The organism is Metabacillus sp. 22489 (genome assembly GCF_052044855.1).
Taxonomy (GTDB): Bacteria; Bacillota; Bacilli; order Bacillales; family Bacillaceae; genus Metabacillus; species Metabacillus niabensis.
Genome location: NZ_JBQENT010000034.1, coordinates 25,004 through 40,113 on the forward strand (window position 1 = coordinate 25,004; position 15,110 = coordinate 40,113).

The 15,110-nt window shown below is 35.1% G+C and carries 12 protein-coding genes and 1 pseudogene; 4 read left to right on the plus strand and 9 right to left on the minus strand.

Going from position 1 to position 15,110, the window contains the following annotated elements:
- Window positions 1-84: 84 nt before the first annotated feature.
- The 7 genes from ACTJJ9_RS17955 to ACTJJ9_RS17985 form a co-directional block, all read right to left on the minus strand.
- Window positions 85-1,068 carry an alpha-ketoacid dehydrogenase subunit beta gene (locus ACTJJ9_RS17955; RefSeq protein WP_095299904.1) on the minus strand — a complete coding sequence of 328 codons (984 nt, stop codon included), beginning with the start codon at window positions 1,066-1,068 and terminating at the stop codon, window positions 85-87.
- 12 nt (window positions 1,069-1,080) lie between these two features.
- Window positions 1,081-2,076: a thiamine pyrophosphate-dependent dehydrogenase E1 component subunit alpha gene (locus ACTJJ9_RS17960; protein WP_095299903.1), complete on the minus strand. Its 996-nt coding sequence runs from the start codon at window positions 2,074-2,076 to the stop codon at window positions 1,081-1,083.
- Window positions 2,077-2,158: 82 nt separating this feature from the next.
- Entirely contained in the window at window positions 2,159-3,586 is a 1,428-nt protein-coding gene (lpdA, locus tag ACTJJ9_RS17965) for a dihydrolipoyl dehydrogenase (protein ID WP_095299902.1), read from the minus strand.
- Between the two features lie 116 nt (window positions 3,587-3,702).
- Entirely contained in the window at window positions 3,703-4,782 is a 1,080-nt protein-coding gene (buk, locus tag ACTJJ9_RS17970; protein ID WP_095299901.1) for a butyrate kinase, read from the minus strand.
- Window positions 4,783-4,927: 145 nt separating this feature from the next.
- Entirely contained in the window at window positions 4,928-6,022 is a 1,095-nt protein-coding gene (gene bcd / locus ACTJJ9_RS17975; protein WP_145582589.1) for a branched-chain amino acid dehydrogenase, read from the minus strand.
- Window positions 6,023-6,052: 30 nt separating this feature from the next.
- Window positions 6,053-6,946 carry a phosphate butyryltransferase gene (gene yqiS, locus ACTJJ9_RS17980; RefSeq protein ID WP_095299899.1) on the minus strand — a complete coding sequence of 298 codons (894 nt, stop codon included), beginning with the start codon at window positions 6,944-6,946 and terminating at the stop codon, window positions 6,053-6,055.
- A 186-nt stretch (window positions 6,947-7,132) separates the two neighbouring features.
- The gene (locus tag ACTJJ9_RS17985; RefSeq protein ID WP_440768788.1) at window positions 7,133-9,199 is read right to left on the minus strand and encodes a sigma 54-interacting transcriptional regulator; all 2,067 of its coding nucleotides are present in this window, start codon (window positions 9,197-9,199) and stop codon (window positions 7,133-7,135) included.
- Window positions 9,200-9,385: 186 nt separating this feature from the next.
- On the opposite strand from ACTJJ9_RS17985, the gene ACTJJ9_RS17990 reads away from it, so the two are divergent.
- The gene (locus ACTJJ9_RS17990) at window positions 9,386-9,622 is read left to right on the plus strand and encodes a DUF2627 domain-containing protein (protein WP_095299897.1); all 237 of its coding nucleotides are present in this window, start codon (window positions 9,386-9,388) and stop codon (window positions 9,620-9,622) included.
- Window positions 9,623-9,725: 103 nt separating this feature from the next.
- Here ACTJJ9_RS17990 and ACTJJ9_RS17995 read toward each other — a convergent pair whose 3' ends face one another.
- The gene (locus ACTJJ9_RS17995) at window positions 9,726-10,448 is read right to left on the minus strand and encodes a glycerophosphodiester phosphodiesterase (RefSeq protein ID WP_440768789.1); all 723 of its coding nucleotides are present in this window, start codon (window positions 10,446-10,448) and stop codon (window positions 9,726-9,728) included.
- Window positions 10,449-10,496: 48 nt separating this feature from the next.
- Between ACTJJ9_RS17995 and ACTJJ9_RS18000 the strand changes: the two genes are divergently transcribed.
- From ACTJJ9_RS18000 to ACTJJ9_RS18010, 3 genes are all read left to right on the plus strand, one after another.
- On the plus strand, window positions 10,497-10,649 hold the full coding sequence (locus tag ACTJJ9_RS18000) for a YycC family protein (RefSeq protein ID WP_145582592.1): 153 nt from the start codon (window positions 10,497-10,499) through the stop codon (window positions 10,647-10,649).
- A 153-nt stretch (window positions 10,650-10,802) separates the two neighbouring features.
- Entirely contained in the window at window positions 10,803-11,780 is a 978-nt protein-coding gene (locus tag ACTJJ9_RS18005) for a ketoacyl-ACP synthase III (protein ID WP_145582593.1), read from the plus strand.
- Window positions 11,781-11,923: 143 nt separating this feature from the next.
- Entirely contained in the window at window positions 11,924-14,152 is a 2,229-nt protein-coding gene (locus ACTJJ9_RS18010; RefSeq protein WP_145582594.1) for an alpha-galactosidase, read from the plus strand.
- A 72-nt stretch (window positions 14,153-14,224) separates the two neighbouring features.
- Here the strand turns inward: ACTJJ9_RS18010 and ACTJJ9_RS18015 are convergent.
- Window positions 14,225-14,341: pseudogene (locus ACTJJ9_RS18015) on the minus strand (sporulation initiation factor Spo0A C-terminal domain-containing protein); the annotation flags it as partial.
- Window positions 14,342-15,110 lie beyond the last annotated feature (769 nt).

The following is a 15,110-nucleotide window of genomic DNA, read 5'->3' on the forward strand; positions in this document are numbered from 1 at the left end:
AAGCTATCCATATACATGGAAAAAGTAATGTCACTAATCGATGTCTAGTGTTTTTTACATTATATGTTTAACTCGCTAAGTCCATTAAAATTCAGCAAGCTTACGCATTGCTTCTTCCACTTTATCCGGATTAATTAAAAAATATTTTTCCATTGATGGTGAAAATGGCATTGCTGGGACATCTGGTCCAGCTAATCTCATAATCGGAGCATCTAAATCAAACAAGCAATTTTCAGCAATAATTGCTGCTACTTCACCGATAATACTACCTTCCTTATTATCCTCAGTAATTAACAATACCTTACCTGTCTTTGAAGCAGCGTCGATTATTGCTTGTTTATCTAAAGGATAAATTGTTCTTAAATCTAATATATGTGCTGAAATCCCGTCATTAGCCAATCTTTCAGCGGCTTGAAGAGCAAAATGAACAGATAATCCATAAGTAATAACTGTTATATCTTCACCTTCAAGCTTCACATCTGCTTTTCCAATAGGTAAAACATAATCATCTTCAGGGACTTCACCTTTTAATAAACGGTATGCACGTTTATGCTCAAAAAACAGTACTGGATCGTCGTCGCGTATTGCCGCTTTTAACAGTCCTTTTGCATCATATGGTGTTGAGGGGATGACAATTTTTAGACCTGGTTGATTTGCAAAAATCGCTTCAACAGATTGTGAATGATAAAGTGCACCATGTACACCTCCACCATAAGGGGCCCGAATTGTTATTGGGCAATTCCAGTCATTATTAGATCTGTAACGGATTTTTGCTGCTTCTGAAATAATTTGATTAACTGCGGGCATAATAAAATCAGCAAATTGCATTTCTGCAATTGGTCTCATGCCATACATTGCAGCTCCAATCCCTACTCCCGCTATTGCAGATTCTGCTAATGGTGTATCCATCACTCGTTCTTCACCAAACTTATCATATAACCCTTCCGTCGCTTTAAATACACCGCCCTTTTTCCCAACATCTTCCCCTAATATAAATACTTTTTCATCACGTTCCATTTCTTCACGCATTGCTAAAGTAATGGCATTTAAATATGAAATGATCGCCATTTTTATTCCCCCTTACTCTTCTGCATATACAAACTTCAATGTCTGTTCTGGTTCCGGATATGGAGCAGCTTCAGCATATTCTGTCGCATCATCGATAATTTTGCTTACTTTTTGAACAATTGTTTCTTCTATTTCCTCTGTTAATACACCTGTTTCCTTTAAGTATGTTGAAAAACTATTAATTGGGTCATTTTGTTTTGCTTCTTCTAACTCTTCAGCTTCGCGGTAAACACGATCATCATCATCACTAGAATGAGCAGTTAAACGATATGTTACTGTTTCAATTAAAGTAGGGCCATCACCACGTCTCCCTCTATCTGCAGCTTCTTTTACAGCAGCATATACTTCTAGTGGATCATTCCCATTTACTGTTATTCCTGGCATTCCATAACCAATTGCTCGATCAGATATATTTACACAGGCAACTTGTTTATTATATGGGACCGATATTGCATATTTATTATTTTCACACATTAAAATAACAGGTAATTTATGTACTGCCGCAAAGTTGGCACCTTCATGAAAATCACCTTGATTTGATGATCCTTCTCCAAACGTTACAAACGAAACAATATTTTCCTTGTTCATTTTACCTGCTAATGCAATTCCAACTGCATGTGGCACTTGTGTCGTAACTGGGGACGAGCCGGTTACAATCCGATTTTTCTTTTGTCCGAAATGACCAGGCATTTGTCTGCCGCCTGAATTTGGATCCTCAGCCTTTGCATAACTTGATAGCATTAAATCCCTTGCTGTCATACCAAATGCTAAAACCACTCCAATATCCCGATAGTAAGGAAGCACATAGTCTTTTTCCCTATCTAACGCAAAAGCTGCTCCTACTTGGGCCGCCTCTTGTCCCTGACATGAAACAACAAATGGAATCTTTCCAGCACGATTTAACAACCACATACGCTCATCAATCTTTCTAGACAAAACCATAACTTCATACATATTTAACACATCTTCATCTGAAAGACCTAGCGATTGATGACGATTTTCAACCATAATAGTAACCTCCTAATTTTCAAACTATCTTAATGAACAATCTATTTATCCCATTAAATTTAAAACAATTTAAGTTAACTAACTAAAAATGAAGGGCTTTTCCATTCACCCCGAGTGCAACTTCTCCAAAAATTTCAGATAAAGATGGATGAGGATGAATCGTTTGGGAGATTTCCCATGGCGTCGCATCAAGGACACGTGCAAGTGCTCCTTCAGAAATTAAATCTGTAACATGTGGTCCAATCATATGTACACCTAACAAATCCTCGGTTTCTTCATCTACAACTAGTTTAACAAACCCTTCTGAGTTACCGAAAATAAGGGCTTTTCCAATTGCTTTAAACGGAAACTTAGCAACCTTAGTTTTAAATCCAGATTTTTTTGCTTCTTCCTCGGTATATCCTACACTAGCAATTTCAGGTGAACTGTAGATACATTTAGGTACAAGCTTGTCATCGACCGGATATGTCTTCTCATTTGCAATATGTTCAACAGCGACAATTCCTTCACGTGATGCAACATGTGCTAGCTGTAAACCGCCAATAACATCTCCGATAGCATATATATGAGATTCTTTTGTCTGATAAAATTCATTAGTTTGGATAAACCCGTTTTCTATCTTTATTTCCGTGTTTTCTAAACCTATACCTTCCGTATTCGCTTGTCTGCCAACAGACACTAGGATTTTTTCTGCAGAAAAAGCCTTTTCTGTTCCATTACAAACTGCCTTTAATGTAACGGTATTATTCGCATCCTTTTCAATCGATTCAGACAGCACCTTTGCACTTGTTATTACGGTAATTCCTTTCTTTTTTAACAACCTTTCCATTTCTCTTGAAATGTCTCTATCTTCAGTTGGTAAAATTCGCTCATCGTACTCTATAACCGTAACTTGTACATCATAGTCCGATAACATTGATGCCCACTCGATACCGATTACACCTCCACCGATAATAATGATAGATTTTGGCAATGCTGTTAGCTCTAATGCTTCTTCAGAAGTTAAAACAAATTCGCTCTCATTTTCGAGTCCTGGTAAAAGACGTGGGCGAGATCCTGTAGCAATAATAACATTACGTGGAAGTAACATTTCATTTTCAAGTCCATTATTCATTTCTACTGAAATCGTACCAGGCATAGGTGAAAAGATAGATGGTCCAAGTATTCGACCAATCCCTTCATAGACATCAATTTTCCCCTTTTTTATTAATTGCTCTACACCAGTATGAAGTTGATTGATTATCTTTCTTTTTCGCTCTTGCACATTATGAAAGTTTAATTTTACGTTTGATGACTCTATCCCGAATTCACTACTGTTTTTTGTTGTTGCATATACCTCAGCACTTCTTAAAAGTGCTTTACTTGGTATGCACCCTTTATGCAAGCAAGTTCCTCCGAGCTTATTCTTTTCAACTATCGCTGTTTTTAGGCCAAGCTGTGATGCACGAATTGCAGCAACATAACCACCTGTTCCTCCACCTAAAATGACTAAATCATACTCTGTTGCCAAATAGGGTGCCTCCTTTAAGCATTTATTTGTATTCTATAAAGTTATTCGCAAAAAATATCCTTACTTTGCTTTTGCATTGTATGTCATCACAAAAACTCAGGGTTGCCATTCACTTGTTAAGATGGATAATTTTTTGCCTCTTCCTCATCTCTCAAAACACGGAGCGCTCCTTCTGCAAGAGCTTGAAGCTCATTTTCTCCTGGATAAACTAGCACATCCGCAATCCAATCAACATATGTAGCAATATCACGTACAATTTTTTTCCCATATGCGAGGCTACCAGTTAAAACAATTGCATCAACATTCCCTTTTAATACAGCACTAGCTGCACCAATTTCCTTTGCAATTTGATAAGCCATTGCTGAATAGATGAGTATTGCCTTTTGATTTCCTTCCTCGACCATTTCCTCAACCTTTATGGCATCATTAGTCCCCAAATATCCTACTAAACCACCTTGTCCAATTAGCTTTTTCATCATTTCATCTCGCAAATATTCACCTGAATAACACATTGAGACGAGGTCTCCTGTTGGAAGCGATCCCGCACGCTCAGGACTAAAAGGGCCATCACCATGTAATCCATTATTTACATCAATAACTCTTCCCTTTCGATGAGCCCCAATCGTTATCCCACCACCCATATGGGTTACAATAATATTCATGTCTTCATATTTCTTGTTAAAATCAGATGCAACACGCCTTGCAACAGCCTTTTGATTTAATGCATGAAAAATACTTCTTCTTTTTATTGCCGGAAGTCCAGAAATTTTAGCAATTTCCTCCATCTCATCAACGACAACTGGATCAACTATGTATGCAGGAATATTTAAGCCTGATGCAATCTCAAAAGCAATAATACCGCCTAAGTTAGATGCATGTTGTCCTGCAAAGCCATTTTTTAAATCCTCAAGCATTAACTCATTTACGATGTACGTTCCTCCTTCAATTGGCCGAAGAAGACCTCCCCGACCACAAACGGCATCAATCTTAGAAATATTAATACTTTCCTCATCTAAGATTTCTAAAATAGTCTGTTTCCGAAATTCATATTGGTCAATAATATTCGGGAATATTTTTAATTTTTCTCTATCATGACGGATATTTCTCTCAAATACAGCCCGTTCATTATCAAAAACACCTATCTTAGTTGAGGTAGAACCAGGATTAAGTACGAGAATTCGATATTCATTAATCAATTACATTAAACCTCCGCCTATGCTTTTCCTGAAAAATCACTCTATATTTCTATCTTTTATGTATATACCTAAGATTGAGTCTGCCCCCCAAACTTCCTATGAAGTAATTACGGGGGGTTCATTAAGTCAAAGCACACGATATCGTTTATTTTCGATTTAATATATGTTTTCCCTCTAATAAAAACTGACTTCGCGAATTTTTCATTTTTGCAATTCGTTCTTCAGCAAGTCTGTCTGCTGCCTGAGAGGTTGGAATCTGATCACGCTTTGAAATTTCAATAACTGATTCAATATTATTGTAGATATTTTCAACTTTTTTTAAAGCACGCTCCCTATTGTATCCGTAAAGCTCATCAGCAACATTAATAACTCCGCCAGCATTTATTACATAATCTGGAGCATAAACAATTCCTTTTTGATGGATGATTTCTCCATGTCTAGGTTCTTTTAATTGATTATTTGCTGCTCCAGCGATGACCGAAGCTTTTAATTGCGGTATCGTCACATCAATTAAAACTGCTCCTAGTGCACATGGAGCAAAAATATCACTATCTACAGAATAAATTTCATTCGGTTCTACAGCTTCTGCTTGAAAAGCATTAACTGCACGTTGAATAGCCTCTTTATTAATATCTGTGACGATTAACTTTGCTCCTTCTTCATGCAAATATTTACAAAGATGGTAGGCAACATTCCCTACACCTTGAATGGCAACCTTTTTATTCGTCAGTGAATCTGTTCCAAATGCTTCTTTTGCTGCCGCCTTCATTCCACGATAAACTCCGTATGCTGTTACTGGAGATGGGTTTCCTGAGGAACCAAATGCCGGTGAAATCCCTGTTACGTAATCTGTTTCCTCATGAATAATATCCATGTCTTCAACAGTTGTCCCAACATCCTCAGCAGTAATGTAACGACCATTCAACCCTTGAATATATCTTCCAAAAGCGCGAAACATTTCTTCATTCTTATCCTTTTTTGGGTCACCGATAATAACTGTCTTTCCTCCACCTAAATTTAAACCAGCAACAGCATTTTTATAGGTCATCCCTCTTGCTAATCGTAAAGCATCCTCAATTGCAGCTTCCTCTGATTCATACATCCACATTCTAGTACCACCTAATGCTGGTCCTAAGGTAGTATCGTGAATCGCAATTATTGCCTTTAATCCAGATTGTTTATCCTGACAAAATACCAATTGTTCATAATCAAAGTTTTCCATATAGTTGAAAATCTCCAAGATGTCTTCCTCCTAATTACAATTGCTAAATTATTTAGATGAACAAATTGCTAATGCTAATGAATATAGCTTACATTCTGCAGAATCTGAACGACTAGTCAAAACAATTGGTGCTTTAGCTCCAGCAATAACAGATCCTACCTTTGCCTTAGCAAAATAAATTAACGATTTATAGAGTATGTTTCCTGCCTCAATCGTAGGTACTAGTAAAATATCAGCATTTCCTGCAACTTCACTATCTATCCCTTTCTGTTTTGCAGCAATAGTTGAAACTGCGTTATCAAGGGCAAGTGGACCATCAATAATACAATCTTTAATTTGTCCCCTTTTGTTCATAAGTGTTAGTGAGGCAGCATCAAGTGTTACTTCCATTGCCGGATTTACATTTTCAATTGCCGCCAATACAGCAACTTTTGGATTATTTACCCCTATTGACTTTGCCATATCTACAGCATTTTCAATAATTTGCTGTTTTTTCTCTAAATTGGGATGTATATTCATAGCAGCATCTGTTACGATCATGCTCTTCGAAAAACCAGGTATTTCAAAAATAGCAACATGTGATAAAACCCGTTTTGTTCTTAATCCATATTCTTTATTCAATACTGCTTTTAACAAAGTAGCTGACGACACCATCCCTTTCATAAGAATAGTTGCCTCATCATTATGAACAGACTTCACTGCTAACTCTGCAGCCTCTTCCTTTGTTTGAGTATGAATAACTTGAATATTGTCGTTTTTAATTCCTTTTAAGCGCAAAAGTTTATCGATTTTTTCCTTGTTACCGAAAAGGATAAACTTTGCTAGCTTTCTTAAAACTGCTTCTTTCACTGCTTCGATTACTTCCTCATGTTCCGCAGCAGCAACAGCAACAACTCTCCCATTTATTTCTGTTATATGATTCAGCAGTTTTTCAAAATTCATGAAATCACGGTTCCTTCCATTTAAGAAGTATTCGTTTATTCAAGCTGATACTTGATGTTTTTTAAATACTTATTTCTAGCTAAATTTCATCATAAATAACTAAGAAGAAAAAAACTTTTTAGATTCCCTAAACTTAGCTCTCTTACTATCATATAACGAATTTGCACATTTTTGCAAATTTCATTATCAATCCATGCTATTATTTGCAAGTTGATACTTTTCCATTTTGTAATATAAATTCCTTAACGATATACCTAAAGCTTTTGCTGTTTTTGTTCGATTATACTCATGTAATATTAACGACTTTTTTATTACTTCCGCTTCGACACGTTCAATTGCTTCAGCTAAGGTTTCATTCTCGTATTCGACACTTTCATGTTCTCTAGGGGGATTACTATTTATAAGCCCTTGAATCACATTAAGATGTTTATCATATATTGTTGTTTCCTGTGGTTCCATAAATAAAACGATTCTAGAAAGAATATTTTCGAGTTCACGGGTATTACCAGGCCAATTATAGCTCATTAAATGCTTCATTGCTTTATTTGATATACAATGAATCCTTCGACCACTTTCTTGATTAATTAGTTTAATAAACCAATGACATAAGGCAGGTAAATCTTCTTTTCTCTCTCTTAATGAAGGTATTGAAATTGGATAACGGGTTAATTTGTAATATAAATCTTCACGAAAATTCCCTTCAGCCATTGCCTTTTCAATATTTAAATTAGTTGCCGCGATGATTCGAACGTTTACTTGTATTGGTATATCGCCTCCAACTTTAACGATCGTATTGTTCTGAATAAATTTTAATAATTTCAACTGCATCTCAACTGATAATTCCCCAACTTCATCTAAAAAGACCGTTCCATTATTAGCTAGCTCAAATACTCCTTTATTTTCAGTCGTCTCTAAGCGATTTAGACTATCCTCTTCATAACCAAAGAGCTCCCTTTCCAGTGATTTTTCATCAAAAGCTGCACAGTTTATCCGCATAAATTTGTTATACTTTCGCACGCTTTCATTATGTATCGCATAAGCAAACCTATCTTTCTCTGTCCCCTTCTCACCTCTTAAAAGAATTGTTACGGGAGTTTTTGCAGCAAATTTTGCTTGTTCAATTGCTAATTTCATCTCTTCACTTTCACCAATAATGTCAGCAAATGAGTACTTTGATTCAAGACTGCGAATAATTTGTCTAGCACGATTTAATTCATTTTCACAGTTCTGCTGCAATGATAAATCACGAAATACCCCTACACTCCCCTTTAATTTGCCATCAACGATTACAGGAGTTACATTAACTAGAACCTCTTTCTGATCTTGTCCAATTTTTCTTACGTCTCTTACTGGACGTCTAGTTTGAAATACCTTCTTATGAACATTTTCCCCATCGAATATTTCATCTATTAAAGGTTTTCCAATAACATTTTCATTTGAAAGATTCGCAAGCTTCTTGAAGACATTATTTATTAAATAAACTTCTCCCTCTTCGTCTACTACTGAAATCCCCTCAGCAGAAGATTCTATAATTGCTTTTAGAATCATATGATTAAAATTTAAATTCGTTACATCTCCCGCTAATTGAACGACATCCTTCATTTCTTTAAATATCTCAAGAGCACCTAAGAGATTACCTGATTTATCAATTAACGGTATTCTTGTAGAAATAATTTTTTTTCCGTTATCTAATACTTGCTCCTCATTTACCTCAACTTCCCGACTAGTAAGAATTTTAACAAGCTTACTTGATGGAAATACTGCTGATACCTTTTTTTTAAGAATTCCTTCTCGAAGTACTCCAGTAATAAGTTCTGCTTTTTTATTAAAAAGAATAATCTTTTCCTCTATATCAATAACAATCATCCCATCATGAATGGAGTCAAAAATTAGTTGCTGAAAATGCTCCTTTTTTTCAAGACTGCCAAAAATCGCCTTTCTCGTATTTAATACATCCCGTATAAGCATCGCCGTTTCTTTTGGGATAATTGTTACATTCCTCTTCTTCTCAAGCATTAACTGTTCAGTAATTTCCTTACTTCCAGTTGTATCAATAATAAAGTCTACATAATGATCTTTATACGTTCGCCAATCTGTACTAATTTCTATATTTAACTTTCGAGCTAGCTTCTTTCCGACAGAATGTTCATTTTTATCAACTATTGCAACAATTTCAAAACCATTTAACGTCGATAAAAGTTCTAATAGCTCTTTACCGTCATTATTTGCACCAATAATTATGACCCGTTTCACCTTATTTTTCCCCCTTATTTTCTACCGCACTTAAAACACTTTCATCTATTAACATGTATTAAACATTCATTATTAAGGACTTTGCAAAAAATTGCACACCTCTATCATAGCGTATAGAATTTTTCTTGACAAACGTGAAAGAGAAACAGACAATTAATTTGAGTAAATGAAAGGAATTTTATGAATATGTCACGAATAATTGCACTACTAATTATGGTCATTCCTGCTGCGCTTGCGGTATATGGCATTAAGCTAATGCGTGATATGACATTTGGATTTCTCCATTATCCAATTCCATATTTATGGTTACAGTTTTTAATTGGACTGATTTTATTTCTAGGTGGGTTAAGTTTTGTAGCAGGTTTTATCTTTTATCGAGATCGGAAGCGTAATAAGGTTCAAAAAAGGTTTTCGAAGAAATAAGTAGAAGTGAAAATAAGTGTTGTTCTAATAATAAATACCATAAAAATATGAGGAAAAATGTTAAGATAGAAAGTGGATCATTTGAGCGATCCACTCTCTTTTCTTATTCCTCACGTAATGACACAGCAAGTTCGGGATAGTCAGTAATAAACGCTGTGCAGCCACTTTCAATAAGCTGTTTCATTATCTGTTTTTCATTTACTGTAAAAGGTCTTACAGCTATTCCACTGCTTTGAGCCTGTGTAATAATTTCTTTTCTAGCGGCAATATAATGAGGATGTAACCCTGTTGCACCGATACTTGCAGCATATTCCCACGGTTTATATAACCCTTCCATATATAGTATTGCGGTTTCGATTTCATTCGAAATTTGTTTGCAGTCTACTAGACTATAATGATTAAAAGAGGATATAAATACATTGCTCTCAAGTTTATATTTATAAATTAACTCAATTGTCTTTTCCTCTATTCCAAGGTAATCAATTACTCCATTTTTCAGTTCAATATTTAATAAGACACCAGATTCTGCTGCCCATTCCAAAACCTCTACTAATGATGGAATAAAAGCTTTTCCTTGATACTGTGTGTAAGAGTAGCTCGCATCCAATTTCGCCAATTCTTTGTATGTAAAATTGTTAACAAATCCAGTTCCATTTGTTGTTCGATCAACTGTTTCATCATGGATGACTACTAATTCACCATCTTTCGTCATTTGAACATCTAACTCAATACCATCAGCACCAGCTTCTCTTGCAGCGATAAACGATAACATTGTATTTTCTGGATAATTTCCTGCAGCTCCCCGATGACCAAATATATAACTCATCTTGTTTGCACCTTCATTTCGTGTAAAATAGTGAGTAGGAGGGTTGTTATGAGACCATTACAAATATCTGCTGAAACTGCACAAAAATTAGCAAAATCTTTGAATGTCCCATTAGAACAAATTATGCATATGCCACAGCATATTTTACTTGTTAAGCTTGCTGAAGTGAATGCAAAAGAAAGCAATGAAAAGAAAGACTAAATATAAATGTCTTTCTTTTTTTAGACTTCTCCCGTAAGCTCACATATTAGTAATTCTTTGTTTATCAATTCATTCCTTTTTTTAATTAAAAATTAGTACCAGATATTATATACAGATGTTATTATTAGGTATAAAGACGAAGGAAGGTGGATAATGATGATTTCTAAAGCTCGTATAACTGCAATTGGCACATATATACCAGAGAAAATCTTAACAAATCATGATCTTGAAAATATGGTAGAAACAAATGATGAATGGATTACTCGTCGTACAGGAATCAAGGAAAGAAGAATTGTTGCTGACAATGAATATACAAGCGATCTTAGTATAAAGGCTATTGAGGATTTAATTACTCGTTATAACAAGGATATTTATGATGTAGATATGATAATCGTCTGCACTTTAACACCAGATTATATTACACCTAGTGTAGCATCATATATCCAAGGTAAATTGGGGTTAAATAAAACAGGAGCTATTGACCTTAATGCAGCTTGTGCAGGATTTACATATGGGCTTCATTTGGCTAATGGTCTAATTTCTTCTGGTATTCATAAAAAAATCCTTGTTATCGGAGCTGAAACACTTTCAAAAATTACAGACTTCACTGATCGTTCAACATGTATTCTTTTTGGGGATGGAGCAGGAGCAGTACTTGTCGAGTATGATGAGCAAGGAAGCTTTTTAGCATCACACGTTGCGTCTGAAGGTGAAAAGGCATTAAGCCTATACGGTACAAATCTTTCTGATACAATGTTTACAACAAAGTTAGAGGATAAAAAGCTCCTTGTTCAAAATGGACGAGAGGTTTATAAATGGGCCGTTTCTACAGTTCCTTTAGGAATAAAGACATTAATGGAAAAAAGTCATCTTCCATTACAAGATATCGACTGGTTTATCCCACATAGTGCAAATTTAAGAATGATTGAATCAATTTGTGATAAAAGCTGTCTATCAATCAATAAAACTCTTACAAGTCTTGTTCACTTTGGCAATACCTCAGCTGCTTCTATTCCGTTAGCTCTAGATATTGGAATTAAAGAAGGGAAAGTGAAAGCAGGGCAGCATTTATTATTATATGGTTTTGGTGGTGGGCTGTCCCATTCTGGACATTTAATAAAATGGGGGTAGGTTTAAGTCCTACCTCCTTTTTTTATACCATCTAAACTTATCGATTACTTTATTTTACTTAAAATGTATTGTTTTATTTCCAACCTCTTGCTAAACTATTCTGTAAAGGGTTACATAAATTTTTTTTGATGAGGTGAAGACATTTGGCAATTAAAATTAATGAGCAAACAAAGGAGTTTCATTTATATAACGACAATATAAGTTATATTTTTAGAGTACTAGAAAAAAGCAATCTATTAGAACATCTTTATTTCGGAAAGAAAATAAAACATCGCGAATCTTTCTATCATTTAATTGAACGTGAGGTTCGTCCTTCATGTAATTTATTTGAAGGTGATCATACTTCATCACTAGAGCATATTAAACAAGAATATCCTAGCTATGGGTCAACTGATTTTCGCTACTCTGCCCATATGATTAAAAATAATATTGGTAGCCATATTTCTAATTATCAGTTCCATAGCTATCAAATCATTTCTGGTAAACCCCATCTTCAGCAATTGCCTGCAACATATGTTGAGGATAATCAAGAAGCCGATACATTAGAAGTTACATTATATGATGAAGTGTTAAAGAGCAAACTCATCTTAAGTTACACTATTTATCAAAAAAGAAATGTCATTACCCGCAACGCAAGATTTGTAAATGAAGGGAATGAATCATTCTATCTTCACAATGCGATGAGTGCAAGCATCGATTTTCCAGATGACCAATATGAAATGCTTCACTTAAATGGAGCTTGGGCACGCGAGACTCATGTTGAATCCCAAAAGCTATTTAAAGGAGTACAATCAGTATCTTCTACGAGAGGTGCTAGCAGTCATGCTCATAATCCATTCATTGCATTAAAGCGTCTTGATGCAACTGAACATCACGGTGAGGTATATGGTTTCAGCTTAGTTTATAGCGGAAATTTTTTAGCACAAGTAGAAGTAGACACATACAGTGTTAGCAGAGTGATGATGGGGATAAACCCATTCCAATTCAAATGGAAGCTAAACCCAAATGAGACATTCCAAACTCCTGAATGTGTTATCGTTTATAGCGAGCATGGATTAAATGGAATGAGTCAAACATACCACGATTTATATAGAGAGCGACTTGTACGAGGATATTGGCGTGATAAAGTCCGCCCAATTTTAATTAACAACTGGGAAGCGACCTACTTTGATTTTAATGAAGAAAAAGTATTAGACATTGCAAAAACTGCCCATCAATTAGGGATTGAACTATTTGTATTAGATGATGGTTGGTTCGGGGAACGACATGATGATACAAGCTCCCTAGGAGACTGGTTTGTTAATAAAGACAAACTTCCAAATGGGATTAAAGGACTCTCTGAAAAGGTTTGTGAGCTAGGAATGAAATTCGGTCTATGGTTTGAGCCTGAAATGGTCTCTAAAGGGACGAAATTATTTGAGGAACATCCTGAATGGATGATCTCTACCCCTGACCGAGGTGCTTCACATGGCCGTAATCAATTTGTATTAGACTTCTCACGGAAAGAGGTTGTTGATTATATCTTCCAATTAATGGATGACATCATTTCTGATTCAAAAATCTCATATATAAAATGGGACATGAACCGCTATATTACAGAAGCTTATTCAACTAGCTTAGACATCGATCAACAAGGTGAAGTATTCCACAGATATATTCTTGGAGTTTATGACTTGTATGAGCGTTTAATTGAAAAATACCCTGAAATATTATTCGAATCATGTGCTGGCGGTGGAGCACGGTTCGATCCGGGCTTATTGTATTATGCTCCACAAACTTGGACAAGTGATGACACAGACGCTGTTGAGCGTTTAAAAATCCAGTACGGTACTTCAATGGTTTACCCATTAAGCTCTATCGGCAGCCATGTCTCAGCAATTCCTAACCATCAAGTTGGCCGGATGACATCAATTGATACACGTGCAAATGTTGCATATTTTGGAACATTTGGATATGAACTAGACATTACTAAGTTAAGCGATGAAGAAAAAGAAAAAGTGAAGGAACAAGTAAGCTTCTTTAAGGAGAAACGTGACTTAATTCGCAGTGGTGCCTTCTATCGTTTATTAAGTCCGTTTGAGTCAAATGAGGTTTCTTGGATGGTCGTTTCACAGAATAAGAGTGAGGCGATTGTTGGCTACTACAAAGTTCTTGCAAAGCCTAATGACAAATATTATCGCATTAAATTAAAAGGACTTGACGCTGATAAATTGTATGAAATTGAAGGAATGGATACAAGACATTATGGCGATGAACTAATGAATATCGGCATCATTCTTAATGAAAACTACACAGACCGTGCAAATGAATACTGGGCAAGAGAACATCCACATGATTACTCTTCAAGGTTATTTGTTTTAAAAGAAGTGTAATGAATATATAAAAACCAGTGAATTATCTCACTGGTTTTTTTGTCTATATGGATAATGATTAGCTAGCCTTATGCTCCAAGCAACTTCGATTGCATGGCGGATCGCTCGTTCAACACGTGATGCAGTTGTGTTGTATTTTTTTGTAAAATTTTCGAATAAAGGATAAATATGAAAACTTAACTCCAGGATTAAGTAAACTTAATATTCACTCAAAAAATACAATTTTTAATACATAACATTTTACTTTCTGCGGATTTTTATCTCAATCGTATGCAAATCTCATAATTTTTAATAAATAATGTGAATCTTTATACAATAATTCACTTATTACTTTAATTTAATAGTATTGTCATATTTTTTAAATCGTTCGTAATAGTTGAATAACATTAGTTCTGTATGATCGTTAATATCATCTTAACATCTAAGGAGCTACAGCAAATGAAAAAGTTGAAATCGATTCTTTGTTTTTTACGCAAATACCATAAATATGATTACTACACTGAAAAGTGTATAATTTGTGGAAAGAAAAAATAAATTAATAAAAACCCCGGTATGTGTTTCAGGGGTTTTTGCGTTAAATTTGTCTCTTTTTACGTATTTTTATTCAAACATGTTAGAAATGCCAAAGTTAAAATCGTGGGTATTTCGTTATCTGAAACAATATACCATATCAATAGGATTCATAACTTGCCTATTCGCCATTGTTATGTTAAATAGGCATCTCTAATACAACTTTTCTGTCTTACATAAGCACAGATTGCTTCAAAATCAGCGATTGGTGTAGTGTACTGAGTAATCCACTAGTATTGCAACATTGATTTAGAATCACTATCGTAAGCTGCTAATCCCATAACGGATGTTCAGTTCTTAAATATAAAAACTATCTCTTGAGCTGTATTTAGAAGAATTGAATTTTCTTTACATCCACCATTTTGGACTACAGCATTAAATATTAAGC